At 69.8% G+C, this 25,597-nt stretch carries 25 protein-coding genes and 1 pseudogene; 11 read left to right on the forward strand and 15 right to left on the reverse strand.

What is annotated here, in order from left to right:
- Positions 1 to 45 precede the first annotated feature (45 nt).
- The gene (locus tag ACWD4J_RS31535) at positions 46 to 813 is read right to left on the reverse strand and encodes an IclR family transcriptional regulator (protein ID WP_451398871.1); all 768 of its coding nucleotides are present in this window, start codon (positions 811 to 813) and stop codon (positions 46 to 48) included.
- A gap of 481 nt (positions 814 to 1,294) precedes the next feature.
- On the opposite strand from ACWD4J_RS31535, the gene ACWD4J_RS31540 reads away from it, so the two are divergent.
- On the forward strand, positions 1,295 to 1,756 hold the full coding sequence (locus ACWD4J_RS31540) for an ATP-binding protein (protein WP_451398872.1): 462 nt from the start codon (positions 1,295 to 1,297) through the stop codon (positions 1,754 to 1,756).
- A 238-nt stretch (positions 1,757 to 1,994) separates the two neighbouring features.
- Positions 1,995 to 2,804, forward strand: coding sequence for an SGNH/GDSL hydrolase family protein (locus ACWD4J_RS31545; RefSeq protein WP_451398873.1), 810 nt, complete (start codon positions 1,995 to 1,997; stop codon positions 2,802 to 2,804).
- 89 nt (positions 2,805 to 2,893) lie between these two features.
- Here the strand turns inward: ACWD4J_RS31545 and ACWD4J_RS31550 are convergent, their stop codons facing one another.
- The 4 genes from ACWD4J_RS31550 to ACWD4J_RS31565 form a co-directional block, all read right to left on the reverse strand.
- The gene (locus ACWD4J_RS31550) at positions 2,894 to 4,723 is read right to left on the reverse strand and encodes a glycoside hydrolase family 15 protein (protein WP_451398903.1); all 1,830 of its coding nucleotides are present in this window, start codon (positions 4,721 to 4,723) and stop codon (positions 2,894 to 2,896) included.
- A gap of 218 nt (positions 4,724 to 4,941) precedes the next feature.
- Positions 4,942 to 5,121: a CsbD family protein gene (locus tag ACWD4J_RS31555; RefSeq protein WP_451398874.1), complete on the reverse strand. Its 180-nt coding sequence runs from the start codon at positions 5,119 to 5,121 to the stop codon at positions 4,942 to 4,944.
- Between the two features lie 109 nt (positions 5,122 to 5,230).
- Entirely contained in the window at positions 5,231 to 6,484 is a 1,254-nt protein-coding gene (locus tag ACWD4J_RS31560) for an RNA polymerase sigma factor (RefSeq protein ID WP_451398875.1), read from the reverse strand.
- A gap of 115 nt (positions 6,485 to 6,599) precedes the next feature.
- The gene (locus ACWD4J_RS31565) at positions 6,600 to 6,836 is read right to left on the reverse strand and encodes a DUF6296 family protein (RefSeq protein WP_451398876.1); all 237 of its coding nucleotides are present in this window, start codon (positions 6,834 to 6,836) and stop codon (positions 6,600 to 6,602) included.
- A gap of 735 nt (positions 6,837 to 7,571) precedes the next feature.
- Here ACWD4J_RS31565 and ACWD4J_RS31570 point away from each other — a divergent pair.
- Positions 7,572 to 9,401, forward strand: coding sequence for an ABC transporter ATP-binding protein (locus ACWD4J_RS31570; protein WP_451398877.1), 1,830 nt, complete (start codon positions 7,572 to 7,574; stop codon positions 9,399 to 9,401).
- Positions 9,398 to 10,309, forward strand: a complete 912-nt coding sequence (locus ACWD4J_RS31575; protein ID WP_451398878.1) for a serine/threonine-protein kinase — start codon at positions 9,398 to 9,400, stop codon at positions 10,307 to 10,309. Before ACWD4J_RS31570 ends, ACWD4J_RS31575 begins: the two co-directional genes overlap by 4 nt.
- Before the next feature lie 35 nt (positions 10,310 to 10,344).
- On the opposite strand, the gene ACWD4J_RS31580 is transcribed toward ACWD4J_RS31575, so the two are convergent.
- Both ACWD4J_RS31580 and ACWD4J_RS31585 read right to left on the reverse strand, forming a co-directional pair.
- The gene (locus tag ACWD4J_RS31580; protein WP_451398879.1) at positions 10,345 to 11,361 is read right to left on the reverse strand and encodes a dioxygenase family protein; all 1,017 of its coding nucleotides are present in this window, start codon (positions 11,359 to 11,361) and stop codon (positions 10,345 to 10,347) included.
- Positions 11,362 to 11,455: 94 nt separating this feature from the next.
- Positions 11,456 to 11,941 carry a MarR family winged helix-turn-helix transcriptional regulator gene (locus ACWD4J_RS31585; RefSeq protein WP_451398880.1) on the reverse strand — a complete coding sequence of 162 codons (486 nt, stop codon included), beginning with the start codon at positions 11,939 to 11,941 and terminating at the stop codon, positions 11,456 to 11,458.
- 164 nt (positions 11,942 to 12,105) lie between these two features.
- On the opposite strand from ACWD4J_RS31585, the gene ACWD4J_RS31590 reads away from it, so the two are divergent.
- On the forward strand, positions 12,106 to 12,480 hold the full coding sequence (locus tag ACWD4J_RS31590) for a DoxX family protein (RefSeq protein ID WP_451398881.1): 375 nt from the start codon (positions 12,106 to 12,108) through the stop codon (positions 12,478 to 12,480).
- Between the two features lie 64 nt (positions 12,481 to 12,544).
- Here ACWD4J_RS31590 and ACWD4J_RS31595 read toward each other — a convergent pair.
- The 3 genes and pseudogenes from ACWD4J_RS31595 to ACWD4J_RS31605 all read right to left on the reverse strand — a co-directional run.
- A pseudogene (locus tag ACWD4J_RS31595) lies at positions 12,545 to 12,760 on the reverse strand (serine hydrolase domain-containing protein); the annotation flags it as partial.
- 2 nt (positions 12,761 to 12,762) lie between these two features.
- Positions 12,763 to 13,527 carry a hypothetical protein gene (locus tag ACWD4J_RS31600; protein ID WP_451398882.1) on the reverse strand — a complete coding sequence of 255 codons (765 nt, stop codon included), beginning with the start codon at positions 13,525 to 13,527 and terminating at the stop codon, positions 12,763 to 12,765.
- Positions 13,517 to 14,104: an RNA polymerase sigma factor gene (locus ACWD4J_RS31605; protein ID WP_451398883.1), complete on the reverse strand. Its 588-nt coding sequence runs from the start codon at positions 14,102 to 14,104 to the stop codon at positions 13,517 to 13,519. The genes ACWD4J_RS31600 and ACWD4J_RS31605 overlap by 11 nt, the downstream gene beginning before the upstream one ends.
- A gap of 327 nt (positions 14,105 to 14,431) precedes the next feature.
- Between ACWD4J_RS31605 and ACWD4J_RS31610 the strand changes: the two genes are divergently transcribed.
- From ACWD4J_RS31610 to ACWD4J_RS31635, 6 genes are all read left to right on the forward strand, one after another.
- The gene (locus ACWD4J_RS31610; protein WP_451398884.1) at positions 14,432 to 14,983 is read left to right on the forward strand and encodes a DoxX family protein; all 552 of its coding nucleotides are present in this window, start codon (positions 14,432 to 14,434) and stop codon (positions 14,981 to 14,983) included.
- Positions 14,984 to 15,120: 137 nt separating this feature from the next.
- Positions 15,121 to 17,187, forward strand: a complete 2,067-nt coding sequence (locus ACWD4J_RS31615) for a SpoIIE family protein phosphatase (RefSeq protein WP_451398885.1) — start codon at positions 15,121 to 15,123, stop codon at positions 17,185 to 17,187.
- Positions 17,188 to 17,331: 144 nt separating this feature from the next.
- Positions 17,332 to 18,810 carry an MFS transporter gene (locus ACWD4J_RS31620; RefSeq protein ID WP_451398886.1) on the forward strand — a complete coding sequence of 493 codons (1,479 nt, stop codon included), beginning with the start codon at positions 17,332 to 17,334 and terminating at the stop codon, positions 18,808 to 18,810.
- Positions 18,807 to 19,403, forward strand: a complete 597-nt coding sequence (locus tag ACWD4J_RS31625) for a TetR/AcrR family transcriptional regulator (protein WP_451398887.1) — start codon at positions 18,807 to 18,809, stop codon at positions 19,401 to 19,403. The genes ACWD4J_RS31620 and ACWD4J_RS31625 overlap by 4 nt, the downstream gene beginning before the upstream one ends.
- A gap of 149 nt (positions 19,404 to 19,552) precedes the next feature.
- The gene (locus ACWD4J_RS31630) at positions 19,553 to 20,434 is read left to right on the forward strand and encodes a carbohydrate kinase family protein (RefSeq protein WP_451398904.1); all 882 of its coding nucleotides are present in this window, start codon (positions 19,553 to 19,555) and stop codon (positions 20,432 to 20,434) included.
- A 123-nt stretch (positions 20,435 to 20,557) separates the two neighbouring features.
- Positions 20,558 to 21,118: a GNAT family N-acetyltransferase gene (locus ACWD4J_RS31635; RefSeq protein WP_451398888.1), complete on the forward strand. Its 561-nt coding sequence runs from the start codon at positions 20,558 to 20,560 to the stop codon at positions 21,116 to 21,118.
- Between the two features lie 57 nt (positions 21,119 to 21,175).
- Here ACWD4J_RS31635 and ACWD4J_RS31640 read toward each other — a convergent pair whose 3' ends face one another.
- The 5 genes from ACWD4J_RS31640 to ACWD4J_RS31660 form a co-directional block, all read right to left on the reverse strand.
- On the reverse strand, positions 21,176 to 21,442 hold the full coding sequence (locus ACWD4J_RS31640; protein WP_451398889.1) for a hypothetical protein: 267 nt from the start codon (positions 21,440 to 21,442) through the stop codon (positions 21,176 to 21,178).
- Positions 21,443 to 21,521: 79 nt separating this feature from the next.
- Entirely contained in the window at positions 21,522 to 21,782 is a 261-nt protein-coding gene (locus ACWD4J_RS31645) for a hypothetical protein (RefSeq protein WP_451398890.1), read from the reverse strand.
- A 367-nt stretch (positions 21,783 to 22,149) separates the two neighbouring features.
- On the reverse strand, positions 22,150 to 22,581 hold the full coding sequence (locus ACWD4J_RS31650; RefSeq protein ID WP_451398891.1) for a DUF5994 family protein: 432 nt from the start codon (positions 22,579 to 22,581) through the stop codon (positions 22,150 to 22,152).
- Positions 22,582 to 23,073: 492 nt separating this feature from the next.
- Positions 23,074 to 24,330 (reverse strand): PP2C family protein-serine/threonine phosphatase, encoded by a 1,257-nt coding sequence (locus tag ACWD4J_RS31655; protein WP_451398905.1) that lies wholly within the window; start codon positions 24,328 to 24,330, stop codon positions 23,074 to 23,076.
- A 188-nt stretch (positions 24,331 to 24,518) separates the two neighbouring features.
- The gene (locus ACWD4J_RS31660; protein WP_451398892.1) at positions 24,519 to 25,574 is read right to left on the reverse strand and encodes a fatty acid desaturase family protein; all 1,056 of its coding nucleotides are present in this window, start codon (positions 25,572 to 25,574) and stop codon (positions 24,519 to 24,521) included.
- Positions 25,575 to 25,597 lie beyond the last annotated feature (23 nt).

Here is a 25,597-nt window from a genome sequence, read left to right on the forward strand (position 1 = left end):
GAGCGGGCCTTCCTTCGGATGCGGGCGAGGAGGGCGTGGACGACGTCACCAGCGGGCGGCCCCGAGATCCCGGGAAACCGCGCGAGCGGCGTCGCGTACCAGGGCGACGAGATTGGGGTGGGGCCGGCCCCGCGTGTCGCAGATGCGCTCGACCGCGCCGGACACGCCGATGGCACCCACCACCAAACCGCCCTGCCCCCGGATCGGCGCGGCGATACCGGCCTCACCGATGATCATTTCCTGGACCTCGGCGGCCCATCCGACCTCCCGGATCCCGGCGAGCGCACGCTCGAGCTCCTCGGGGGTCGCCAAGGTGTGGCGGTTGTACGCCTCCAGGCCGGCTTCCACGAGCGGCGCCACGGGTGTGGCCCCGAAGGCCAGCAGGACCTTGCCGAGCGCGGAGGCGTGCAGCGGCAGCAGAGCGCCGACATCCAGGGTCTGGAGCGTGTCGTCGGGCCGGAAGACGTGGTGGACGATGAGTACCTGGCCCTCGAGGGGTGTGCCGATGCGGACGGCTTCACCGCTGCGGGCCGCGAGGGCGTCGGCCCAGTTGATGGAGCGGGACCGCAGTTCGTTGACGTCGAGATAGCTGGTGCCGAGGTGCAGCAGGGCCGCCCCGAGCTGGTACTTTCCGGTCGCCTGGTCCTGCTCGACGAAGTCGACGTGCTGCAGGGTGCGCAGGATGCCGTGGGCGGTGCCCTTCGCCAGCCCCAGTGAGGCCGCCACCTCTCCGAGCCCGAGTCGGCGGTGGCCGCTGGCGAGCAGACGCAGGATCGCCGCCGCTCGCTCGATCGACTGGACCGCGCCGGGCATGGTGCGATCGTAACTCCGCTTCGCTGTTCGGCACTGTCGAGCCGCCTGGCACACGGCTCTCGTCACACAGAGCGGCTTGACCGGATTTAACACAATCTTTCGATTGCTGTTCGATGGTCGACATCTCCGTTCGGTAATGCCGACCGCCATTCATTGACCCGCCGTGCCTCGCTCCCTAGCGTGCCCTATTGGCGCAATTTCTACCATTGCGCGGCGCGCGACGTTCCCTCGTCGACACCGCGCCGGTGGCGCTCGACATGTTCGTCACCACCGAAGGGCGTTCCGCAGGAGGACACGTGGTAGCACGGTTGAACACCCCAGGGGCGGGCTCGTCGGCGGTCTCGCAGGGCAGCAGCACGACGGCGATCCGTTGCGAGGTCGCCTTCGCCGTCACCGGCACCGGCACCGGTGACCCGGCATGCCTGCTTCCCCGCTCGAATGCGCGTCCCGGTGCCCCGCGAGAGACTGTGGCAGGCGCGCGATGAGCGCCACAGCCCTGGGCGGGTTCCCTGGTCCCCAGATGACGCCGGAGGCGGACGCCGGCAGGGGACACCCCATCGAGCATGTCTGTCCGGTACCGCACATACCCGAGGCCGTGGCAGCCGTGCGCCGACGCGCCCGCACCGCCTTGGCGGCCTGGGACCTGCCTCCGGACACGGCTGAGGACGCGCTCCTGGTGATCTCGGAACTGGTCACCAACGCGGTCACCCATGCCCGCCCTCCGGCAGTGCTGCGCCTGGGCTGGACCCGGGTCGACGGGCGCCGCGCCCTGCGTATCGAGGTGACCGACGGCGGTCCCGCCTCGCTCACCGAACGGCCTGCCGACCTGCAGCCGGACGAGCACGGCCGCGGGATCCCGATCGTCGCCGCCCTGTCCGCCCGGCACGGAATCCGTACCCACAGCGAGGGGGTTACTCGATGGGCCGACGTGGAAGCTCCGTGATGCCGGTGCCGCTCGGCCCGTAAAACGGCGCAGCAGCGCGTGCCACGAAAGAGTGACGGCTCTCCGGGCGACGTCGGCTCGAAGTCCGTCACGACGGCCGGCTCGCCGAGGACAGCCGAAGTCCCCGCAGATGTGGGGACGTTGATGAGTCGCGGCGCGCCCGACACTCCTCGACGGAACAGCAAACGGGTTGCAGGCCATGACAGTCGGGGCGGACGGATCATGCTAATCGAGGGTTATGAGAAAGCCCCGAATCGCGGCATACGTGTCCTCGCTCGTCCTCGCCGTCGCCTGCGCCGTCACCGGCGCCGCGACGGCGCAGTCGTCCTCAGAGGAGGCGGCGACCGGCTATGTCGCCCTCGGTGACTCCTACTCCGCCGGTGTAGGGGCCGGCAGCTACATCGGCTCCAGCGTGGAGTGCCTGCGCAGCCGCCGGGCGTATCCCGTCCTGTGGGCCGGCGACCATTCCCCGTCGTCGTTCAGCTTCAGGGCCTGCAACGGCGCTCATACGACCGATGTCCTGCGCAGCCAACTCGGCCCGCTCAACAGGCGAACCGGCCTCGTCAGCATCACCGTCGGCGGAAGCGACGCGGGCTTCGCGGACGTCATGAAGACGTGTGTGCTGCAGGGCTCCCACGCATGCCTCACCGCCGTCTCCCGGGCGCGCACCTACATGGACGACACACTGCCCGGCAATCTCGACCGTCTCTACAGGGCCATCAGGACGAAGGCCCCGGCCGCTCACGTCGTGGTGCTCGGCTACCCGCACCTGTACGAGCTGGACGGCAACTGTGTGGGGGGCCTCTCGGAGACCTCGCGGGCCGCCATCAACCGGGGCGTGGACCATCTGAACGCCGTGACCGCGAAGCGTGCCGCCGACCACGGGTTCACCTTCGGCGACGTCAGGGCCGCCTTCTCCGGACACGAGATCTGCTCCGCGAGGCCGTGGATGCGCAGCGTCAACTGGCTGGCGATCACGGAGTCGTACCACCCCACGGCGACCGGGCAGGCCCGCGGATACCTTTCGGTGTTCACCGACGCGACGTGACGACCTCCAGAGTGAGCACGGTGACGATCACCATCACGTCCATGCCGTCGCTCCGGCGACGCGCGTTCCGGCGCCGACTGACCGCTCGGCTACCCGAGGGCGCGGTCGAGGTTGAAGGCCGCGCTGATCAGGGACAGGTGAGTGAAGGCCTGGGGGAAGTTGCCGATCTGCTCGCCGGTGTGGCCGACCTCCTCGGCGTACAGGCCGACGTGGTTGGCGTACGTGAGCATCTTCTCGAACGCGAGCCGGGCGTCGTCCAGGCGCCCGGCGCGGGCCAGTGCCTCGACGTACCAGAACGAGCAGATGGAGAAGGTGCCCTCCTCGCCGCGCAGTCCATCGGGGCTGGCCTGCGGGTCGTAGCGGTAGACCAGCGAGTCGGAGACGAGGTCGTCACCCAGTGCGTCCAGCGTGGCGAGCCACTTCGGGTCGGTGGGCGAGATGAACTTCGCCATGGGCATCATCAGCACGGACGCGTCGAGGACGTGGCCTCCCTCGTACTGGACGAAGGCGTTCCGCTCGTCGGACCAGAAGTCGCGCATGATGCGGTGGTAGATCGCGTCCCGGGCCTGTCCCCAGCGGACCATGTCGGCGGGCAGGCCGCGGTGCCGGGCGAGGCGCATGGCCCGTTCGATCGCCACCCAGCACATCAGACGCGAGTAGAGGAAGGACTTTCGTCCGCCGCGGGTCTCCCAGACCCCTTCGTCGGGCTGGTCCCAGTGGCCGCACACCCAGTCGACCAGCTCGCAGATCCTGTCCCAGTGCCCACTGGAGATGGGGTGCCCCCACTTGTCGTAGAGGTAGAGGGAGTCGATCAGCGCCCCGTAGATGTCCAGCTGCAGCTGGCTGACGGCGTCGTTGCCGACGCGCACCGGCGCTGAACCCCGGTATCCCTCGAGATGGGACAGCTCCTGCTCGGGCAGCTCATGGCTCCCGTCGATGCCGTACATGATCTGCAGGGGACCTGTGGAGCAGTGCGCGTCGGTCACTTCCAGGTGGGCATTCTCGGACAGAAAGCCCATGAACGCCTCGGCCTCATCGGTGAAGCCCAGCCTGAGCAGCGCGTAGACGCAGAACGCGGCGTCACGGATCCATACGTAGCGGTAGTCCCAGTTGCGCTGGCCGCCTACCTGTTCGGGCAGGCTGGTGGTCGGCGCGGCGATGATGGCGCCCGTCGGGGCGTAGGTGAGCAGCTTCAGGGTCAGGGCGGAGCGGTGCACCATCTCCCGCCAGCGGCCCCGGTAGCGGGACCGCGACACCCAGCGCCGCCAGTAGCACACGGTGGCGTTGAATTGCTGTTCCGCCTCGGACAGAGCGCAGAAACGCGGTGCCACACCCCCGCCGACCCGGTCGAGGGCGAACACCGCGGACTCACCCTCGTGCAGCTTGAACAGCGACCACACGTCCTGGCCGCTGACCTCGATCGGCACCGTGGACGTCAGCGCGAGGGCCAGCGACGGCGCCTCGAAGATCGCCTGGCCGTCCTGCACGTGCACGGTGTGCGGCTGTGCCCCGTACTCGAAGCGGGGGGCCACACGGGCGCGGAACGGCAGCGACCCTCGTACGCACATCACGCGGCGGATCAGCCGGTGCCGGTCGGCCTCGCGTGAGTCGTCGACGACCGGCATGAAGTCCTGGATCTCGCCGACTCCGTCGTCCGCGAAGAAGCGGGTGATCAGCACGTTCGTGTCGGGGAAGTAGAACTGCTTCGTGCGCGCCGGGACGTCCGCTGCGAGTTCGAAGGACCCTCCCTTGTCGGCGTCGAGGATCGAGGCGAAGATGCTGGGCGCGTCGAAGCGCGGGCAGCAGTACCAGTCGATGGTCCCGTTCGTGCCGACCAGCGCCGCGCTCCGCAGATCGCCGATCAGGCCGTGTTCGGCGACCGGCAGATAGCGGCTGGAGCCGGGGTTCGTACCGGCGATCGCGGCGTCCGGGGTTCCGCCCGGAGAGCCGGACCTGCCCGCGGTCGCTTCGGCCTCAAGTGTCACGTCGGCCTCCCTGCTCCGTCTCCCCCCTTGTCCGCGGCCCGCTCTTCAGGCCACGAGTCGCCGGACCGCGCAACCGGGCGGAAATCCCGGGTGCGCGGAAGCCTGGACGCCGGTGAAGCGTCCAGGCTTGAAGGAACGCGGCGTTTCGCGGATCACCGCCCATGCTTGAACGCGTCCTTCACGTTCTCTCCGGCCTGCTTGACGTCGCCTTTGACCTGCTCGGCCTTGCCCTTGGCCTCCAGGCTCTCGTCGTCGGTCAGCTTGCCGGCTGTTTCTTTCGCCTTGCCTTTCATCTTCTGGGCGGCGTTCGAGGCCTTGTCTTTCCTGGCCATTACATCTCTCCCAAGGATGAGCAGTTCGGGCGGAACGGAACAATCTCCGCATACCCGGAATAATGCGACCGAACCAGCGGCGTACGAGACACGCGGAGCGGTCCGCTGGTCAGCCGCCTCCCGCTCCCCTGTCCCGGCCTGCCGCACGTTCCATGAGCAGCTCCCTCTCGCGGGCGTTCCGGGTCAGGGACGCCGCCCTCGTGAACTCCGCGCGCGCCTCCTCGCTTCTCCCGAGGCGTTCCAGGAGATCCCCGCGGACGCTCGGCAGCAGGTGGTAATCCTTGAGGGCCGGTTCGTCCGCCAAGGCGTCGACCAGCTGCAGGCCGGCCGCGGGGCCCTCCGACATCGCGACGGCGACCGCCCGGTTCAGCTCCACGACCGGGGAGGGGGTCAGGGCCGCCAGCCGGCCGTACAGGGCGGCGATCGTCGTCCAGTCCGTGTCCTCGTAGCGAACCGCCTGTGCGTGGCATGCGGCGATCGCGGCCTGCACGGAGTACGGGCCGCGGCCCGCGCGCTGCAGGGCCTCGATGCCGCGGCGGATGAGCAGGCGATTCCACTTGGAGCGGTTCTGGTCGGCCAGCAGCACCGGCTCGCCGTCGGGTCCCGTGCGGGCCGCGATACGGGAGGCCTGGAACTCCAGCAGTGCGGCCAGGCCATGGACTTCGGGCTCCTGGGGCATCAGGCCCGCCAGGACACGCGCCAGGCGGAGCCCGTCCTCGCACAGGGCCGGTCGTACGAGGTTGTCGCCTGCCGTGGCGGAGTACCCCTCGTTGAAGATGAGGTAGATGACCTCGAGAACCGACGCGAGGCGAACGGCTCGCTCGGCGCCGCAGGGAACCTCGAAGGGGACCCGCGCCTTGGCGAGCGTCCGTTTCGCGCGGACGATCCTCTGGGCGACCGTCGGTTCCGAGGCGAGGAACGCACGGGCGATCTCGTCCGTCGTCAGCCCGCCCAGCAGGCGCAGGGTGAGCGCGATGCGCGCCTCGGGCGAGAGCACGGGGTGACACGCGGTGAAGATCAACCGAAGCAGATCGTCGTCGATGTCGTCGGCCTCCGGCGGCTCGGGCGGCGGCACGTCCTCCAGCGCCCGCCCCACCTCGGCGAGTTTGCGCGCGTACGTCTCCTTGCGGCGTATGAGATCGATCGCGCGGTGCTTGGCGGTGGCCATGAGCCAGGCGCCCGGCCTGTCCGGCACGCCTGACTCCGGCCACTGCTCCAGCGCGGCGACCAGGGCGTCCTGCGCGAGTTCCTCGGCGATCCCCACGTCTCGCACGATGCGGGTGACACCTGCGATAATCCGCGCCGACTCGATCCTGAACACCGCTTCGACCGTCTCGGCCGGGCTTGCTGCCGTCACGGCCACCCATCAGAGCAGCCGCACCGGGGCAGGGCAAGCATGGCCGGATCGGCCTTCGACAGCTGCCCAGCCCCGCATCACGCCGCCGCACACGGCCGGCACTCCCAGGGGTGCGGGCCTGTCAGGGCAGCGGTTCTACGGTGGGTGCCTGGGGCGACTGATAGACCCCGGTGGCCAGCATGCGCACCTCGCCCGCCGGGCTGATCTCGGCACGGAGTATGCCCGTGGGATCGCTGTACACCGGATGCCCGCCCGGCCCCACAGCGTCCGTACGCTCGACGATCACCTCGTCCGTCACGACGCCGGCCCCCGTTGACCGATCGGTGAACTTCAGCCGGTAACGGTCGACGGTCTTCATGACGGCCTCCCAACAGACGAAACCCCCACATGGCGGACAATTGTGAGCCCCTCTTTCATGATGCCTCCGGACCATCGGCGACAAGGAGCGCCTTGCTGGACCGGTCCCCCGCCCCCGGCAGGCCCGTGGAGGCGAAGGCAGACGTCGCCTCCTGAAACGGGGCCGAAGGGGCGCAGAGGTGGCGGGCGGTGGTGTCGGCTGCGGCCGTTGTGACATGTGACATGCAGGTTCCCCCCAATTTCCCGCAAATGCCATCCAACTGCGGCTCTCGGACGTATCTCGTTCGGGGGCAGGTTGGAGGCGGGGGCACGTTGGAAGAGGGAAGCTCATGCTGATCTTCAGTGGTCTATGTCCCGCAATGCGGGATCACGGGGACCACGACAGGAATGACAGGTCGTCGCACGGAGACGACCACGGCCACGGGCACGGGCACGGCCACGGGCACGGCCACGACCACGGCCACGGCCACGGCCACGGCCACGGTCGTCACAACCACAACCACAACCACGGTTACTGATAGTGACCGGCAATTGAGGGATGAGCGGACCGGAGCCCCGAGGCGGGAGCTCTCGGTCCGCTCGGCCCGTGGTCCCCTCTCTCCGTGGTCTCGTCTCCTGAGGAACGCCTGCCATGGCGCGTCTCTCTGCGCCTGCCTTGCGGTCGGCTCTGCGGTCTGCCTGGCGGCGGTCAGCCCGCCGGCCTACCTGGCGGCCTCTTGTGCGGCGCCTGCTGTCGGTGGCCGAGGACCCCGATGCCGTTGTCGCCGCCGCCCCGCCCGTCCCCCCGCGCGAGGTGTTCCGGCGGTTCTGGCCCTATACGCGCGGCGGTCGGCGCTGGCTTGTGCCCATACTCGCCTTCAGCGTGGTCGGGCCGGTCATCGACGGGGCCGAGGTCTGGCTCTTCAAGATCGTGGTGGACGATGTCCTGGTCCCGCGTGACCTGCGTCCTTTCCTCTGGATCGCCCTGGCCTACCTTGGACTCATCGTCTGCTCCGGGGTCCTGGACTTCGCCGACGACGTGCTGTCCACCTGGGTCAGCGAGCGCTTCCTGCTCGCGCTGCGGTCGGATGTGTTCCGGCACGTCCAGAGCCTGTCGCTCGGGTTCTTCGAGCGGCGGCGGCTGGGGGACGTACTGGCGCGTGTTACGGGCGATGTCGACGCGGTGGAGACATTCCTGCTGTCGGGCGTGGCGAACGCCCTGTATTACGTGATCCAACTGGGTGTCTATCTCGGCCTGCTGTTCTATCTGCAGTGGGATCTCACGCTGCTCGCCCTCGTCATCGCGCCGCTGTTCTGGCGCGCGGCCCGGCACTTCTCCCGGCTCATCAAGGCCGCGTCGCGCGAGCGCAGGCGGCGCAGCGGTTCGCTCAGCGCGATCGCCGAGGAGTCGCTCGGCAACGTCGCCCTGGTACAGGCGTACAACCGCCAGGGGTGGGAGGAGAGCAGGTTCGACCGGGAGAGCGCCGGCAAGTTCCGGGCGGCGATGGCCTCGGCGCGGATCCACGCCGTCTACGAGCCGATCGTCAACGTCATCGAACTGGCCGGCGCGCTGGCGGTCATGGGCCTCGGCACCTGGAAGCTGGCGCAAGGGGAACTCACGCTCGGCGGGCTGCTGGTGTTCATCGCGCTGCTCAGCAGGCTCTACAGCCCGATTCGCGATCTCTCCCAGCTCACCAACACGTTCTACGCGGCCTCCGCCTCCGCCGAACGGATCATCGAGCTGCTCGACCAGCGCCCCCAGGTCACCGAGCCCGCGCATGCCCGGCGGATCGGGCGTGCGCGGGGCGACGTCGAGTTCGACGGTGTGTCGTTCCGTTATCCGGATACGTCCCGGTGGGCGCTGTCCGGCGTGTCGTTCCACGTGGCGCCCGGCGGGACGCTGGCGCTGGTCGGCGCGAGCGGCGCCGGCAAGTCCACCGTCGCGAAGCTGCAGTTGCGCTTCTACGACCCCGACCAGGGGGTGGTCCGCCTCGACGGTGTCGATCTGCGGGACCTGCGCCTGTCCGAGCTGCGGGAGAACGTCGCGGTGGTGCTGCAGGAGACGCTCGTGTTCCACGGCACCGTGCGGGAGAACATCGCCTACGGACGCCCGGACGCGACGGAGGCGGACATCGTGGCGGCGGCCCGCACCGCCGATGCGCACGGCTTCATCCAGCTGCTGCCCGACGGCTACGACACCGTGGTGGGGCAGCGGGGCCGCACGCTCTCGGGCGGGCAGCGCCAGCGCCTGGCGATCGCCCGCGCGATGATCAGGGACGCGCCGGTCCTGCTGCTCGACGAGCCGACCACGGGCCTGGACGCCCAGTCGGGCCGACGGATCATGGAACCGCTGCGCCGGCTGATGACCGGGCGCACCACCGTCGTCATCTCGCACAATCTGCTCACCGTCCGCGACGCCACGTGGATCGTCGTCCTCGACCGCGGCCGGGTCGTCGAGTCCGGCACTCACGACGAACTGGTGCTGCGCGACGGGTCCTACGCCCGGCTGCACCGGCTGCACGAGATCGCCGGCCCCATGCGGGCCGGTCCCTCCGATTCTCTGAGCACGGGGAAGGCGCTCCCATGACGCACGGCGGCGCCGCTGCTCCCGCGGCCACTCTGGCGCCCGGGACCAGCCCCGCGCCCGGCTACGAGATCCTGGCGCATCTGGCCCGCACCGGCTGGCTCGATCTCTACGACACCTGGAGCGAGGAACGGCACTGCCGGTGCGTGGCCAAGACGGTGCGGCCCGACCGCCGCCACGAGGCGCCCCTAAAGCGACGGCTGCTGCGTGAGGGCCGCTGGCTCCGGGCGTTCACGCATCCGCACCTGGTCCGCGCCTACGAGATCGTCGAGTCGCCGGAACCGCTCGTCGTACTGGAGACGCTGACCGGCGAGACGCTGTCCCACCTCATCCACCGGCTGCGGCGCCGGCCCGCCGCGCGGGACGTGGCGCTCCTCGGCGTGCAGCTGTGTTCCGCGATCCACTATCTCCATGGCCAGGACCTGCTCCACCTGGATCTCAAGCCGTCCAACGTCGTGGTCGACTGCGGACACGCCAAGGTGCTGGACCTCAGCGTCGCGCGGCCGCCCGGCATCGCGCCGCCGGGCATCGGCACGTTCTGCTGTCTCGCCCCCGAACAGGCGCGCGGCGGACCGCTGTCGGCAGCCGCCGACGTGTGGGGCATCGGCGTCACGTTGTACGAAGTCGCAACGGGCGACACGCCGTTCGACACCGGAGAGACCGTGTCCGGGAGCGACGCCGCCGGCTCGGTCACTCAGGGCGGTGACACGAGTGGCGGCGACGACTGGTATCCGCAACTGGAAGGCACTGCGCCGCCGATAACCTCCCGTCGACGCCTGCCGCATGATCTCGCGCTGGCCATCGACAGCTGTCTGAGCCCGGAACCGGCCGCCCGGCCGACTGTTCTGGAACTCGCCGCCATCTTCGACACGATGCTGCGCGGGCCGAGGAACCCGGCGAGCGGCCTCTGACGCGCCGGCAGCGGCGAGCGGTCGGCGGGCCGGACTCACATGATCTGGAAGGACCGCTTGGCGAAGCCCATCATGAAGCCGTCGATGACGCTGCGGGCAGGCTGCTCGGGGTTCTCGGCGGCGCCCAAGGCGATGAAGACGGGCAGGAAGTGGTCCGGGGTGGGGTGGGCGTACGGCATGCCGGGGGCGCGGGTGGCATAGGCGGCGAGTTCGTCGACGTCGCCGCGGGCCAGGGCTTCGGCGGCCCACGTGTCGAAGTCGGAGGACCAGGCGGGGACCGCACCGCTGAGCATGTCGCGGGTGATGAACGGCAGACCGTGGGTCATGAAGCCGGAGCCGATGACGAGGACGCCTTCCTCGCGCAGCGGGGCGAGGCGGCGGCCGATGTCGAGGAGGCGGGCGGGATCGTGGGTGGGCATGGACAGCTGGAGGACCGGGATGTCCGCCAGCGGATACATGGCCATCAGCGGGACCCAGGCGCCGTGGTCGAGGCCGCGATGCGTGTGCTGGTGGAGCGGTTCGCCGTCGGGCATCATCGCCGCGACCCGCCGGGTGAGGCCGTGGGCGTCGGGGGTGTCGTAGCGCAGCTGGTAGTAGCGCGGGTGGAAGCCGCCGAAGTCGTAGACCAACGGTGTGTGCGCGGCCGGTGCGGAGAGCGAGAGCGGTGCGTTCTCCCAGTGGGCGGAGACGATCAGTATGGCTCTGGGCTTGGGCAGGGACTGGGCCCAGTCGAACAACTCCCGGATCCAGGGTCCGTCGTCGAACAGCGGAGGCGCGCCGTGGCTGAGGTAAAGGGCGGGCAGGGGTCCGTCGGCGGGGCTCCACTCGCGCTGGGCGCGGGCCCGGGGCAGGGCGCCGGGCAGGAAGGCGTCGTAGGCGCCGGCCGGTATGTCCGGGTTGAGCAGGGAGTTCACGGGGTGCTCCAGCAGTATGGGGTCGGGCCGCCCTCGGGTGACGGCGTCCCGGTCCTGGGCGGTGGGTTCTGGTCGGGAGGCGGGGGTGTTCGGCCTCTTGCGGTACGCGGGGGTGCCGGCCGGTCGACGGACGGGCACCGCGTCAGAGCTGGACGATCGGCAGCACGTCAACGCCGAGCGTTCGTCGGCGCTTGACGCTGAACGTCGGGCGGCGCGTCCAGGCTGATGAGCGTCAAGGCTGATGAGCGTCGCAGGCGTCCGGGCCGATCGCCTTGCCGATCCTGTGGCCGATCTCCCGGAGCTGCTTCTGCTGGGCCTTGGTCAGCGGGTCGAACACCAGGCGCCGCGCCTCTTCGACATGGCCGGGGGCGGTGGCCACGACCTTGTCCCAGCCGGTGTCGGTGAGGATGGCCAGCGTGTAGCGGCCGTTGACCGGGTCAGCGGTTCGGCGCACCCAGCCCTGCTTCTCCAGCCGCTTCACCACATGCGACAGACGCGACAGCGAGCCGTCCGCGAAGAAGGCCAGATCGCTCATCCGCAGTGTGCGCTCCGGCGCCATGGACAGTCCGGCCAGCACCTGGTACTCGAAGTGGCTGATGCCCGCGTCCCGCTGGAGCTGCTGGTCCAGGGCGAACGGCAGCCGGATCAGCATGCTGCCGAGCGCCATCCAGACCTCGTGCTCCTCATCGGTCAGCCAGCGGGGTTCCGAAGTGTCCATACCGCTCACCATAGCTTGATGTCTCAAGTCCGAGACGGGCACCTCGCGATTGAAGGGTCAAGCCGAAAATGTCGTCACATCACTTGACGCTTCAATCTCCGCTGACTACCTTCGGCTCCTGCGTTCAATATTGAACCTTCAACCCACGAGCAGAGAAGTCCCTGATGAACATCACCCTGTGGATCATTGCGAGCATCCTCGCCGCCGGCTTCCTCGCCGCCGGTCTGATGAAGGTCTCCCAGCCCCGCGAGAAGCTCGCCGCCTCCGGCATGGCGTGGGCCGGGGACTTCTCCCCCGGCGCCGTCAAGGCGATCGGCGCCGCCGAGGCGCTCGGCGCCCTCGGCCTCATACTCCCGGCCGCACTGGACATCGCCCCGGCGCTGGTGGCCTGGGCGGCCGTGGGACTGGCCGTCACCATGGTGGGCGCGGTCGTCGTGCACGTGCGCCGCAAGGAGAACCAGGCCATCGCGGCGCCCCTCGTGCTGCTCGTCCTGGCAGCCGTCGTCGCATGGGGCCGCTTCGGTCCGTACGCCTTCTGAGCCACAGGCGCACGCCACTCGAGAGCCACTGACCGTCACCGCTGCCCGTCACAGCTGATCCGGGTCAAAGGCCGGCCGCGTACCGCCAGAAGTCCCGCATCAGAGGCAGCGGGGTCGGTCCGGACATCTCAACCTGGGTCAGCAGGACGGTGACCGCGCCCGTGGACGGGGTGAGGTGTGCCGTCTTGCCGGTGCCGCCGATCCAGCCGTAGCGTCCCTGCACGTTCCAGGGATCGACGGCCTCGACGTCGAAGGAGCCGCCGAAGCCCCAGCCCTGCCCGCCTAGGCCGCCTTGAAGTGCGCCTCGGCCAGGACGGTGCCGTCGGCGGAGATCAGACGGACGTGGGAGAGCGTGGACGGGTCCACGGGGGCCGGGGCGCCCCAGTAGCCGTATCCGTCCCGGACGTCGAACGTGCCTACTTTTACATTGGTGCCGTCCTTGCTCGCCAGCAGGCAGGTGACCTTCCCGTTGTACGAGATCCCGGCGTCGGCGAAGTCCACGGACATGTACACCCAGCCCGGCGACCCGGCATAGGCGAAGATCTCACCGGCGTGGGGCCGGCCGGGACCGACTCCGGTCACGTTCGCCCACAACAGGCCGGACGTGGACTCAGCCGGGTGCGAGGGGGCTGCCGTCCAGGTCTCGACGGCCGTACCGACGGCCCAGCCGCCGAAGCCGCAGGCGAGCGCCAGGGCGGCCGCTGCGGCGGCGACCCGGAGCCGTACCCGTCGAGATCCGTATCCACGCCAGCGGAATCCCCTGCGCACGCGGGCGAGGCCGTGCGCGGCCAGGGGTCCATCGCGCCCGGCCGATGCCCGGGTCAACGCCCGCGCCACCCTCGACTCGAACCCCACCGGCGGCTCGCTGCCCGGCAGCAGGCCGATGAGGCCGTCGCCGACGAGAGTCAGCTGCTCGACGTACTCCCGGCAGTCCGCGCAGCGGTCCAGATGCGCGACAGCCTCGGCCCGCTCCCGGCCCGGCAGCACGCCCAGAGCCAGCTCGGCGCCGTTCTCCTGCAGCGTTTCGCAGGTCACGTCATTGGACATGGTCGCCTCGCTTCGGGGACGTGAGCGTGGTCCGCAGCTTGCCCATCGCTGTCCTGATGCGGGTCTTGGCCGTTCCGAGGGGGATGTGCTCCCGGTCGGCGATCTGCTGGGCCGTCATGCCGTAGATGCCTGCCATCACCAGGGCGCGGCCCTGTTCGCGCGGCAGCTGTGCCACGGCGGCGCGCAGCCTGGCCGACGCGTCGTCGGCCAGCGCACGCTGCTCGGGGGTCTCGGTCACGACGCCGAGGAGCGCGTCGAGGTCCTCCGGCGCCACCGGCTCGGGCCTGCGTGAACGGATTGCGTCGATGGCGAGGTTGTGTGCGATCGTCGTCAGCCAGGTCGTCACCGATCCGCGGCGGGAGTCGTAGATCTGCGCGTGCCGCCACGCGCGCTCGAACGTCTGCTGGGCGATGTCCTCGGCGAGCTGCGGGTCGCCGGTCACGGCGATGGCGACGCCGAAGACGGTGTGCTGGAACCGCCGTACGAAGGTGACGGCGAGCTCCGGATCGCCCGTGGCCAGGCCGGACAGCAGGGCCTCGTCCGAGAGACGGCCCACCGGGAACCTGAACCTCTGCATACCCGTATATACGGTGCGTATCGACCAGGGGATTCCGGCCACCAGGGAAGATCATCCTTCGGTACTCCCGGATACCGCCGCATGATCCAGTGCTTGGGCCGACCGGGGCAATCCATCCGGCGCTTCCGTCTCGTATCTCCTGTGTGCTCGGCTTGGTCCGACCTCGCACCCGACGGCGCCGGCCGACCTTCCGTAGAAGTCAGTAATTCGTCGCTATGCCGGGCCGGGCTGGTGAATGAGGCAAGCGCACCCGTCGGCACCCCGCCCCCGGCCATGGAAGCCCTGCGTCGCCGCCCGGGGGCAGTCGGTACAGAAAGCGAACCATCGATGAGAGTGACCGCTCAGCGGCTCCGGGCCGCGTCCCGTCCGGAGGCCGCCACTTCGCAACCGCTGTCCCCGTCCGCCGCCGACGCCGGAATCCTTCTGCTCCGCCTCGCCGTGGGTCTGCTGCTGGCGGGGCACGGCGCGCAGAAATTGTTCGGCATCTTCGGCGGCCCCGGGCTGACCGCGACCGGCAAAGGCTTCGCCGATCTCGGCTACAAACCCGGTGACTTCTTCGCCGGCCTCGCCGGTGCCTCGGAGTTCCTCGGCGGGCTCGGTCTGGCTGTCGGCCTGCTCACCCCGCTGGCCGCGGCGGCCGTGGTCGGCGTCATGATCAACGCCATGGCCACGACGGCGCCGAAGGGTCTGTGGGCGCATGCCGGTGGCCTGGAGTATCCGCTGGTCATCACGGCCGCGGCGATCGCCATCGCCGCTGTGGGCCCCGGCATGCTCTCGCTGGACCGCCCGTTCCGCTGGCGCAACGGCGGATGGCTACCAGCGGGCGTGGCCCTGGGCCTCGGTGCCATCGGCGCCGCCCTGGTCCTCGCCTTCGCATGACGTCCGCACACGAGTGACGTCCGTGCCCACGGTGCCCGCCACCGTCGCCCTGCCGATGCGCATACGGGCGCCGCGGATGTGCGTACCGGTTCATACTGAAAGGGAGGCAGGACCAGCCGCTTCGTGGAGGATCTGCTATGCCGGATCCCAGTCCGGCGGGGGACGGGAGAGCCCTGGTCGACGAGCAGGCCGAGGCCTGGTGGGACGTGCTGCCGGTCGCCCTTCTCGTCCTCGACCGCGGCGGACACGTACTGCAGTGGGCCCAGGCCACCCCCGAGCTGCTCGGATACGCGGCCGAGGAGGTCCTCGGCCATGACAGCGCCGAGTTCGTGCACCCGCAGGGCCAGGCCGCGCTCCGAGCCCTGCGGGAGGCCGTCGCCGCCGGGCGCAGCGCGACCGGGTCCATTCCCGTGCGCCACAAGACCGGCCGCACCGTCCGGCTGGAGGTGTGGGTGTGCCCGGTCACCGGCCCCGGCCGTCAGGACCGGGACTTGCTGTGCCTGGCGGCGGACGCCCGTGATGTTCAGCGGACGCGCAGTGGGCAGGCACTGCCGGAGGAGTGGTTCACGGGCTCGCCCCTCGGCCTGGCCTTCTTCGACACCGAGCTGCGGTTCCGGCAGATCAATCCCGCAATGGAAGCCATGAACGGTCTGCCCGCGGCAGCGCATCTGGGCCGGCGTCTGTCCGAGGTGCTGCCGGGCGTCAACTCCGAGCAGATGGAGGCGGCGATGCGCCGGGTGCTGGACACCGGCGAGCCGGTGGTGAACTTCCGCCGCATCGGCCGTACGCCCGCCGATCCGCACCGCGAGCGCGTCTGGTCGTGCTCGTACTTCCGCCTCGACGGCCCCGACGGGCGGCCGCTCGGCATCAGCGGCTCGCTCATCGACATCACCGGCGACGAGCAGGACGACCTGGACAGCGCCGCCGCCCGCCGGCGCGTGGCCATGCTCAACGAGGCGACACTGCGGGTCGGTTCCACACTCGACGTAGCCCGCACCGGGCAGGAACTCGCCGACCTCACCGTTCCCCGGCTCGCCGACATCGCCACCGTCGACGTCCTGCGGACCGTCAGCGAGGCCGCCGAACCGCTGAGCGGCCTGGCCGCGGGTGCCGCCCTGCGCCGCCTGGGGAAGGCGCCCGTGTACGGATCAGTGGTCGCCGACGTCCTCGCTCCCGTCGGCCGTATCCTGCACTTTCCCGCCGCCGCGCCCTACGTGCAGGCACTCGTCGACCGCCGCCCCTATCTGCTCCCGCGCGTCGACGCCCGCGCCGTCGCGCCGGCCGCCCGATACACCCCCACACCCGAACGGATCCGCCGCCTGGGTGTCCACTCCCTGATGATGGTGCCGCTCATCGCGCGTGGCCTCGTCCTGGGCGTGGCCACCTTCCTGCGGGCGGACGAACCCACCGCCTTCGACGCCGCCGACCTCACGCTCGCGGGCGACCTGGCCGCACACGCCGCCATCTGCATCGACAACGCGCGGCTGTACCACCGGGAGCACGACACCGCACTCACCCTGCAGCGCAGCATGCTGCCGCGCCGCCCCCAGGCCCCGGCGGGCATGGAGATCGCCCACTGCTACCGCCCGGCGTCCGACGTCAACGAGATCGGCGGCGACTGGTACGACGTCACCGAGATCACCCCGGACAGAGCCGCACTCGTCATCGGTGACGTCATGGGCCACGGCATCACCGCCGCCGCCGTGATGGGCCAGATGCGCACCACGGTGCGGGCGCTGTCCCGTCTCGACCTGCCGCCCGACCAGCTCCTTGACCACCTCGACCATGCGATGCAGGAACTCGACGACCCGCTGCTGGCCACCTGTCTGTACGTCGTGTGCGACACCTCGACCAACCGCTGCCGGTTCGCCCGCGCCGGACATCCCCCGCCCGCCGTGATCACACCGGACGGCACCGCCCGCCTGCTCGACCTGCCTTCCGGCGCACCGCTGGGCATCGGCGGCATCACCTTCACGACCACCGAAGTCGCCCTCCCGCCGGGAAGCCTGCTCGTCCTCTACACCGACGGCCTCATCGAAGCCCGCGGACGCGACCTCGACGAACGCCTGACGGAACTCACCGATCTGCTCGGCAACTCCGGTCAGCCGCCGCCGGGCCTCTGCGACACCCTGGTCACGCATCTCGCCGCGACCCCCGCGGAAGACGACATCGCGATCCTCATCGCCCGCGTCGGCACGCCCTGAGGCGTCTTCGGTCGACGGACGGCAAGCGGAAACAACCCTGTCCGGCGTACTCCGGCCGGCAAACTCTGGCTGGTGAACAACAATTCACCTAGAGTGGTGAATTGCTATTCAATTACCCATGTCTTCCGCGACTCCGCTCGGAGCATGCCGATGTCTCGTCTCCCGGGTGCTCCGGCGCCACCCCTCAGGGAGCGGCTCACCGTGCCGGTGTTGGCCCTCGGCGGGTCGCTCATGGCGGTCATGCAGACAGCCGTCGTACCCCTGCTGCCCGATCTCCCGCGGTTGACGGGTTCCTCTGCCGCCGCAGTGTCATGGATGGTCACCGCGACGCTGCTGGCAGGGGCGGTGCTCACCCCGGTCCTCGGCAGGGCGGGCGACATGTACGGCAAACGGCGGGTGCTGCTGCTCTCCCTCGCGCTGATGACGGCCGGCTCGCTGGTGTGCGCGGTGACATCCGACATCCGGCTGCTGATCGCGGCCCGCGCCCTGCAGGGGTCGGCCGCCTCGGTCGTACCGCTGTCAATCAGCCTCCTTCGGGACGAGTTGCCGCCGGCCCGGAGCGGTTCGGCGGTCGCGCTCATGAGTTCCACGGTCGGTATCGGCGCGGCCCTCGGGCTGCCGCTCGCGGCGGCGATCGTGCAGTACGCGAACTGGCACGTCATGTTCTGGGTCACGACCGCGCTCGGCGCCATCGGACTGGCCCTGGCCCGGTGGGCGGTCCGGGAGTCGCCTGTACGCACTCCGGGCCGCTTCGACGCCGTCGGCGCGGTCGGGCTGAGCGCAGGCCTGATCTGCCTGCTGCTGGCCATCTCACAGGGCGGCGACTGGGGCTGGACCAGCCCGGCGGTGCTGGGACTTGCCGGTGCGACGGTGATCGTGCTGACCGCCTGGTGCCTCTATCAGATGCGGGCCCGCAGTCCGCTGGTCGACCTGCGGCTGGCGGCCCGGCCCCGGGTGGCGCTGCCGCACCTGGCGGCCCTGTTCACCGGGTTCGCCTTCTACGCCAACTCGCTGGTGACCGCCCAACTGCTCCAGGCCCCGGCGGAGACCGGGTACGGCCTCGACCTGTCCATCCTGCAGACCGGCCTGTGCATGCTGCCGGGCGGCCTGATCATGCTGTGCGTCTCCCCCATATCCGCCCGGATCTCGGCCGCCCGGGGTGCGAAGACCGCCCTTGCCGCAGGGGCCGCCGTCATCGCCGCGGGGTACGCGGTACGCATCGCGGACAGCGAGCAACTCTGGCTGATCATCGCCGGTTCGGCCGTCCTCTCGGCGGGCACGGCCCTGGCGTATTCGGCCCTGCCCACGCTCATCATCGAGTCGGTGCCGGCCCACCAGACCGCCTCCGTGAACGGCGTGAACGTGCTGCTGCGCACCATCGGCCAGGCCACGTGCAGCGCCGCGGTCGCCGCTGTGCTCACGCATCACACGATGTCCCTGGGCGGCATCGCGGTGCCCACGCTCCACGGTTATCTGCTGGCGTTCTGTATGGCTGGTACGGTCGCTGTGCTGGCCTTCGCCCTGGCACTTCTCATCCCGCGCCACCGCGACCCCGCCGGCGAGGCCCGGCAGCGTATACGGTCGGCGGCCCCGGCCACGGTGGAGGCAGTGGAGGAAGCGTGAGCGGGCCGAGCCGCACCGCCGGGCAGGGCGCCCGGCGCCGGGACGCGCAGGCGTCGCGGGACGCCATCCTGCGCGCGGCCCGGATGATGTTCGCCCGCCATCCGTACACCGACATCACGCTCAAGGCCGTGGCGGAGCAGGCCGGAGTCAGCGCCCCGCTGATCGTGAAGTACTTCGGCAACAAGGAACGGCTGTTCGCCCACGTTCTGTCCTTCGAGGAGGACGCCGACGCGCTGCTGGACGCTCCGCTGGAGGAGCTGGGCCGGCACATGGTCGTCCAGTTGCTCACCAGCCAGGCCGAGCGCAGCACCGCTCCCGTGCTGCGCATCGCTTTCGCGCCACTGCACAGCGGTCACGGGGAGTACGGCGAGGTGCTCCGCGCCAACTTCAGAAAGCAGGTCGTCACCCGGCTCACGGAGCGCCTCACCGGGCCGGACGCAGCCGTGCGCGCCGAACTCGCCATGAGCATGCTGCTGGGCCTGGGCATCATGTACGGCATCGCCAGGGGCGACGCCGTACGCGCGACCGACATCGACGACCTCGCCGACCGCTACTCCCCCGCACTCCAGGACCTCCTCAGCGGCCGCCGCTGACCGGCGGGCCTCCCGGCGGCCGTTGAGCAGCTGCCGCGGAACAACGCAGCCCCTGACGACCCGAAGTCGCCATACTGGGACGCGATCGGGAACAGAACCGGGGCCAGAGAGGCGGACGTGTGAGCAGTCAGCACGCGGAGTACGACGTCGTGATCGTCGGCGGCAGCGGGGTGGACACCATCGTCCGCGTCGACTCCCTGCCGGTCCCGCTCGCCGACTCCGTCCACGTCGGCCCGATCGAGGAGTGGCCCGGCCACACCGGGGGGAACGTCGCGCTCGGCGCCAGGACACTCGGCCTCCGGGTCGCGCTGCTCGACTTCATCGGCGACGACTGGATCGGCGCGCAGGTACGCGAGCGACTGGCCGAGGGGGACGTGGAGTTCGCCCCGGTGATCTCCCCCGCGGGCACCCGCCGCGCGGTGAACCTGGTGGACGCGACGGGCCGCAGGATGTCCTTCTACGACGCCCGCGACCCGGCCGGTCTGCGCATGCCCCGAGATCACTACCTGCCCCGCCTGCGACGTACCCGGCACGTCCACGTCTCGATCATGGACTTCGCTCGCTTCCTCTACGACGACATCGAAGACCTCGGCGTCCCCGTCTCCACCGACCTGCACGACTGGGACGGACTGGCCGACCACCACAGGGAGTTCGCCCTCCGCTCCGACCTCGTCTTCCTCAGCGCGGCGGGCGCGGGCGAAAACACCCCTGCTCTGATGCGGGAGATCCTCCGCGCGGGCCGCGCGCAGACCGTGGTCGCCACAGCGGGCGCAGACGGCGCCTACCTCCTCACCCGGGACGGCGGCTCCACCCCGCACCACATCGCGGCGGCCGTTCCGCCCGCACCGGTGGTGGACTCCAACGGTGCGGGCGACGCGTATGTGTGCGGCTTCCTGTACGGCAGGCTCACCGGCCGCGAGGTACTGGAGTGCGCCCGCCTCGGCGCAATGGCGGGCGCCTACGCCTGCACGGCCCCCGGCTCCACCGCCCTCATCTCACCGGAAGACCTCCTGGCGACTCACGGCGGATGACGCCGGGGACGAGCAGCACTTCGTACGCCGAGACGCCGGTGGCACCGAAAACAGATGGCAGCCCGCAGTCCCCGTGAGAAGATCCCTCGCAGTGCGCGCCGGTATCGACCATGGAAGGTGACGATGTACGCGATATCCCTGGGCGACGACGGCGCGGAGCTGCGCCCGCTCGAGCCCTGGCAGGCCCAGGAGTTCCTGACCCACATGGACCGGGGCCGGGAGTTCGTCGGGCAGCACATCGCGCTCCCGGACTTCGTCACGGACCTCGCCTCGAGCCGCTCGTTCCTCCAGTCGTACGCGGAGAAGGCCGCAGCCGACACGGGGCGGATCTACGGCATCTGGGCGGACGGCAAACTGGTCGGCGGGGTCCTCTTCCGCACGATGGACGTCGAGCACGGCACCGCCGAGGCCGGCTGCTGGCTCGAGCCGTCCGCAGCGGGCAGGGGCCTGGTGACCAGGGCCGCGCGCGTGATCATCGACTGGGCCGTCGAGGAGCGGGGCGTCCACCGCGTGGAGTGGCAGGTCTCGGCGGCGAACGAGCCCAGCATCGCGGTGGCCCGGCGGCTCGGGATGACGAAGGAAGGCGTACTGCGGGAGAGTTACCCGTACCGGGGCAAGCGGCATGACATGGAGGTCTGGTCGGTCCTCGCACCGGAGTGGCGGGCGTCCAAGCAGGCGTCCTAGAGGACGTCTTGTTCGGACGACGATCCTGCCGTGACGGCAGGATGCTTTCCCGGTGTTTCAGCTGTGTTCTTCCTGCTCTTCCATGAACCGGATGCCCTCATGGGTCAGAGAGATGGTCGCCGGTGTCTTGTGCGATGTCCAGTCGACGGTGATCAGGCCCTCGCCGGCCAGGTAGGTGCAGGCTGCGGACAGGTCCTCGTCGGGCATACGGAGCTCGTCACGGAGTGTGGCTCCGCTGACCTCCGGGCGATTGCGTTCGACGGCCTCGTACAGAGAATTCATGACCGACTTCCGGTAGGTCTTTCGTTCACGCAGAGTCGCCATGGCTGTTGCTCTCCGGGTGGTGGCTGACGGTGCGGACGCGGATGCGGGGCTGGGTTTCCACGGCCTCCACGTGTCCTGTTCACACATCATCCGAATATTGGTGCTTCTCGGAGGACGACTGGCTGGCTGCCAGCCAGGATCGTGCGGGCTCCGCGGCTTGCGTCGTGTCGACGGTGAAATGGAGACGGGTTGCTCCCTCGTAGCCAGCGGGGTAGCTGCGCTGCTCGGTCGAGGAGAAGCAGCGACGGAGCACTTCGGCGACGCGACGAGCGACCTCCGGCGTCGCTGCGACGATTCGGACCTCGGCGCGGCCCGCGGAGGGCAACGGGTCGTGATCCATGGCGTACCTCCTGCAGGGCGGCGGCGCTGAGGACGAACGAGGTCGCCGCTTCCCACGTCTGGGGGTAGGAGCGCAGCGCCGCGCTTTCACGTACGCCCCCTCTGCAGCGTATGCCCGGCCCTGTGGTCCCTGCCCATCGAGCAGGGCACCGGCGTCACGGTGACACCCGGAGACCGACGCCCGTCGGCACGTGGTGCCCCGGCAGCCTGGTGGGCCGCAGTCGCGAGATCGGCGCCGAGTGGCCTGCTCTCGTGAGAGCTCTCACCGGGTACCTCGGCCTGGTCACCCCGCGTGGGCCTCGCCTTGACGATTGAGGCCTGGGAGGCACTTCCAGCACCTGGTCGTCGACGACCGCGTGGTGCACTCCTCAAGTCCCATGCGGCCTCTCCTCAAGAAGGTCGGCCACGGCGAACGCCGGCATCCGCTGGGCTGTCAGCGGGTTCGAGGGATCGGCGACGGCGGCCAGCAGCCGGGTGGCCGCTCCGGCGGGCTCGTCGGACGGGATGACCAGCAGCTCCCAGTGGCCCATGGTGCCGCAGTCCAGGCTTACGACGTGTGTCTCGGCCTCGGTGTCCGCGCGTGTCACCTCGATCACGTGACCAGGTGCCATGACCGTGCGCGGGGCGTGAGGCCAGGCAGCGGCGCCCACGGTGACATGGATGACAGCACCGCAGCCCGGGGCCAGCGAGCCGACGAGCGAGGGCAGCTCCAGTTCGAGCACATCGCAGCGCGGCCACCAGGCTCCGTCCAGCGAGCCGTGGCCGACGCCCGGCGTGAGGGCCAGCCGGGGCAAGGGCATCCGGTACGTTCGCGCTTTCGCCGATGGCGTGCATTCGGGGGGATTTTTTGTCCCGTCCATCTGAGCAATCCGTCCCGGGCGTTTTTCGGCTGCCCGTGTCGTCATTCGCCGGGAACGGCACCGCCGTGGTCGCGCTGCGCGAAATGCCCTCGGTATGGCTACCGTACTCCAGGCCGTGGAGAAGGGCGAGGGACAGCCTTTCCGCAGATGAGGTGCGCAGATGGAAGCGAGACGGGAGAACCGAAAACAGGCACCGTGCGAAATCCCGTCGCCGAGATGCCCCATCCAGGGAGCGCCGGAAAACGAAATACACCTGAAGGTCACGTACCGTCAGGTGCACATCGATTTTATGGATACCAGAACTAAAACTTCACCCAATCTAGCACGGATTCTGCAACCATGCGGAATTTCCTTGAAAATATCCATCGAAATGGCGGCCGGGGCCGGGGGGACCGCGCCGACCAATGATGCGGTCGCCCAGCGACCACCGGATCAGGGCCTGCTCGGCCCGTCGGCGCCGTTGGAGAGGTGGTCGGCGGTACCCCCGCGCCATTCGATCAGAACGAGGGTCGCGTCGTCCGTGGTCCTTCCGCGGGCCTTCCTGAGTGCGTGAGACAGGGAACGTACCGCCGCCCGGGCGCCTCCCGCAGCCGGTTGGTGGCGGTTGACCGAGTCGATGAGCTGTTCTTCTCCGAATTCTTCGCCGCCGGCGTTGCGCTCTTCGACCAGGCCGTCGGTGAAGCACAGAATGCGGTCGCCGCGTTGGAGTTCTTGCTCGCTGACCTCGGGTTCGTGCCCGCCGAAGCCGACGGGCAGCGTGGTGGGGCTGTTCAGCCGCTGGATGACCCGGTGGCCGCAAATCAGCAGTGGTACGGGGTGGCCGGCGTTGACCCATTGCAGACGGCCCGTGGCGATGTTCAGGAGCATCATCTGCGCGGTGACGAAGTGGTCGGGTCCGAACTGCTCGGCGATGGCCTCGTCCATGAACGTGTAGATCTCGGACAGCCCGATGTAGGCGCGTCTGGCATGCCGGTAGGCGCCGATGGCGACGGTGGCCATGGTGGCGGCGTCGAGTCCGTGACCCATGGCATCGATGACGGCCACGTGCAGGATGTCCTCGTTGAGGCAGTAATCGAAGCTGTCCCCAGCGATGGCGTAGGCGGGTTCGAGGATCCCGGCCACCTCGACTTGTGGAACGGCCATGGTCAGTGGCGGCAGGAGAGACCACTGGATTTCCGCGGCGAGGGTCATCGGTTGACGGCGCCGGGTCTGGAAGAACAGGTCGGTGGCGTGGCGTTTGGTCGCGAGGATACCGGCGACCAGGCCGGCGAGGCTGCGCAGCAGCCGTCGGTCGTCATCGCTGATGGTGTCCAGGGTGAGAGCGAGGACGCCCACGTCGTCGCTGTCGTCAGGCATCGGCAGATAGATCCGGATGCCGTCGGGCTGCGGCACCTCGGCGGGTGTCCGGAGCTGGAAGGCGAGGCCGACATCCGAGTCGGCGATCAGCTGGGGCTCCCCGGGGGTCAGTCCTCTTCCCGTCAGCGGCATCAGGAACAGCTGGTCGTAGTCCTGCAGGAAGATCGACACGTCTCGGCCGCCGATCTTGCGTACCTCGTCAGCGACCAGATTGCCGATCAGATGTGCCGGAAGGTCGCGTGACCGGTCCAGCAACACCTCCAGCAGCCGCTCCCGGAACCCTTCGGACAGGTCCACCCGTCCGAGGTCGGGCTGCCGTTCACTGTCCTCCATGACCCGCCCCAGCGTGGTCTTCCGCATCGGCAGGCTCGCAGCGGGCGGTCGGTGCCGGTTCCGACTGGCGATCCCGGCGGATCTGCTCATCAAGCCGCTCACGCGATCTGTACACCCTCGGGCTCCTGACACGACCGTGATCAACAGCCCATGGAGTCTCTCGGCAACAGCTTAAGGCCGACGGAGGTCTACGGGATCGCCATGCGCCAGATGCGGCCCCAGGTGGAGGCGTACTGACGCAGCAGCGGGCCGGTGGTGTACGGGATGCCGTACTTCTCGCAAAGCTTGCGCACCCGGGGGGCGATCTCGGCATAGCGGTTGCTGGGCAGGTCGGGGAAGAGGTGGTGCTCGATCTGGTGGCTGAGGTTGCCGGTGAGGATGTGAAGGAGGGCGCCGCCGTCGATGTTCGCCGAGCCGAGTGCCTGCCGCACGTACCACTCGCCGCGCGACTCGCCCTCGATCTGGTCCTCGGTGAAGGATTCCGCGCCGACGGGGAAGTGGCCGCAGAAGATGACGGTGTGCGCCCAGATGTTGCGGGTGACGTTGGCGGTGAGGTTGCCGAGAAGGCACGGCAGGGCGGACGGGCCGGCCAGCAGCGGGAAGAGGACGTAGTCCTTGGTGAACTGCCGTGCCGTCTTGCGGGCCATACCTGCAAGGTCGCCCAGGAACGCGCGCACGGACTTGCGGCCCTGGACGACTGCGTCGGGCTCCAGGTCGTACAGCGCGATGGCCCACTCGAAGAGCGGTGCCAGCAGCGGCCCGCCGTAGAGGGGCTGCAGGAGATGGACGGAGCGCCAGGGCTGGTCTGCGCTGATCCGGATGGCCACGTAGCCCAGGTCCCGGTCCCGGCCCACCACGTTGGTCCAGGTGTGGTGCAGGTCGTTGTGGGTGTGCTTCCAGGCGGCGGCCGGGGTGGGGAAGTCCCATTCCCATGTGGTGGAGTGGATGGCCGGGTCGCGCATCCAGTCCCACTGGCCGTGCAGGATGTTGTGGCCCAACTCCATGTTCTCGAGGATCTTGGCGGTGGTGAGCATCGCCGTCCCGGCCAGCCAGGCGGGCGGTAGTAGGGAAACGGCCAGTGCGGCCCGGCCGCCGGCTTCCAGGGCGCGGTGCACGGTGATGAGTGTGCGGATGTAATGGGCGTCCTCGGCGCCGCGCTCGGCCAGCACCTCGGCGCGGATGTGGTCCAGTTCCTGCCCGAAGGCGTCGGCTTCGGGCGGCGCAAGAGCAAGCACAGCGGCCACGGTTTCTCCCTTTCCTTGAAGGC

The sequence above is a fragment of the Streptomyces sp. NPDC002577 genome, assembly GCF_053594815.1.

Excerpts from the sequence above, each read along its gene's own strand:
- ACWD4J_RS31600 (WP_451398882.1), bottom strand. The coding sequence starts at position 13,527 with ATGTCCAATGACGTGACCTGCGAAACGCTGCAGGAGAACGGCGCCGAG.
- ACWD4J_RS31540 (WP_451398872.1), top strand. The coding sequence starts at position 1,295 with ATGAGCGCCACAGCCCTGGGCGGGTTCCCTGGTCCCCAGATGACGCCG.
- ACWD4J_RS31635 (WP_451398888.1), top strand. The coding sequence starts at position 20,558 with ATGTACGCGATATCCCTGGGCGACGACGGCGCGGAGCTGCGCCCGCTC.
- ACWD4J_RS31615 (WP_451398885.1), top strand. The coding sequence starts at position 15,121 with ATGCCGGATCCCAGTCCGGCGGGGGACGGGAGAGCCCTGGTCGACGAG.
- ACWD4J_RS31565 (WP_451398876.1), bottom strand. The coding sequence starts at position 6,836 with ATGAAGACCGTCGACCGTTACCGGCTGAAGTTCACCGATCGGTCAACG.
- ACWD4J_RS31585 (WP_451398880.1), bottom strand. The coding sequence starts at position 11,941 with ATGGACACTTCGGAACCCCGCTGGCTGACCGATGAGGAGCACGAGGTC.
- ACWD4J_RS31590 (WP_451398881.1), top strand. The coding sequence starts at position 12,106 with ATGAACATCACCCTGTGGATCATTGCGAGCATCCTCGCCGCCGGCTTC.
- ACWD4J_RS31605 (WP_451398883.1), bottom strand. The coding sequence starts at position 14,104 with ATGCAGAGGTTCAGGTTCCCGGTGGGCCGTCTCTCGGACGAGGCCCTG.
- ACWD4J_RS31655 (WP_451398905.1), bottom strand. The coding sequence starts at position 24,330 with ATGGAGGACAGTGAACGGCAGCCCGACCTCGGACGGGTGGACCTGTCC.
- ACWD4J_RS31535 (WP_451398871.1), bottom strand. The coding sequence starts at position 813 with ATGCCCGGCGCGGTCCAGTCGATCGAGCGAGCGGCGGCGATCCTGCGT.
- ACWD4J_RS31610 (WP_451398884.1), top strand. The coding sequence starts at position 14,432 with ATGAGAGTGACCGCTCAGCGGCTCCGGGCCGCGTCCCGTCCGGAGGCC.
- ACWD4J_RS31545 (WP_451398873.1), top strand. The coding sequence starts at position 1,995 with ATGAGAAAGCCCCGAATCGCGGCATACGTGTCCTCGCTCGTCCTCGCC.
- ACWD4J_RS31555 (WP_451398874.1), bottom strand. The coding sequence starts at position 5,121 with ATGGCCAGGAAAGACAAGGCCTCGAACGCCGCCCAGAAGATGAAAGGC.
- ACWD4J_RS31640 (WP_451398889.1), bottom strand. The coding sequence starts at position 21,442 with ATGGCGACTCTGCGTGAACGAAAGACCTACCGGAAGTCGGTCATGAAT.
- ACWD4J_RS31620 (WP_451398886.1), top strand. The coding sequence starts at position 17,332 with ATGCCGATGTCTCGTCTCCCGGGTGCTCCGGCGCCACCCCTCAGGGAG.
- ACWD4J_RS31575 (WP_451398878.1), top strand. The coding sequence starts at position 9,398 with ATGACGCACGGCGGCGCCGCTGCTCCCGCGGCCACTCTGGCGCCCGGG.
- ACWD4J_RS31650 (WP_451398891.1), bottom strand. The coding sequence starts at position 22,581 with ATGCCCTTGCCCCGGCTGGCCCTCACGCCGGGCGTCGGCCACGGCTCG.
- ACWD4J_RS31645 (WP_451398890.1), bottom strand. The coding sequence starts at position 21,782 with ATGGATCACGACCCGTTGCCCTCCGCGGGCCGCGCCGAGGTCCGAATC.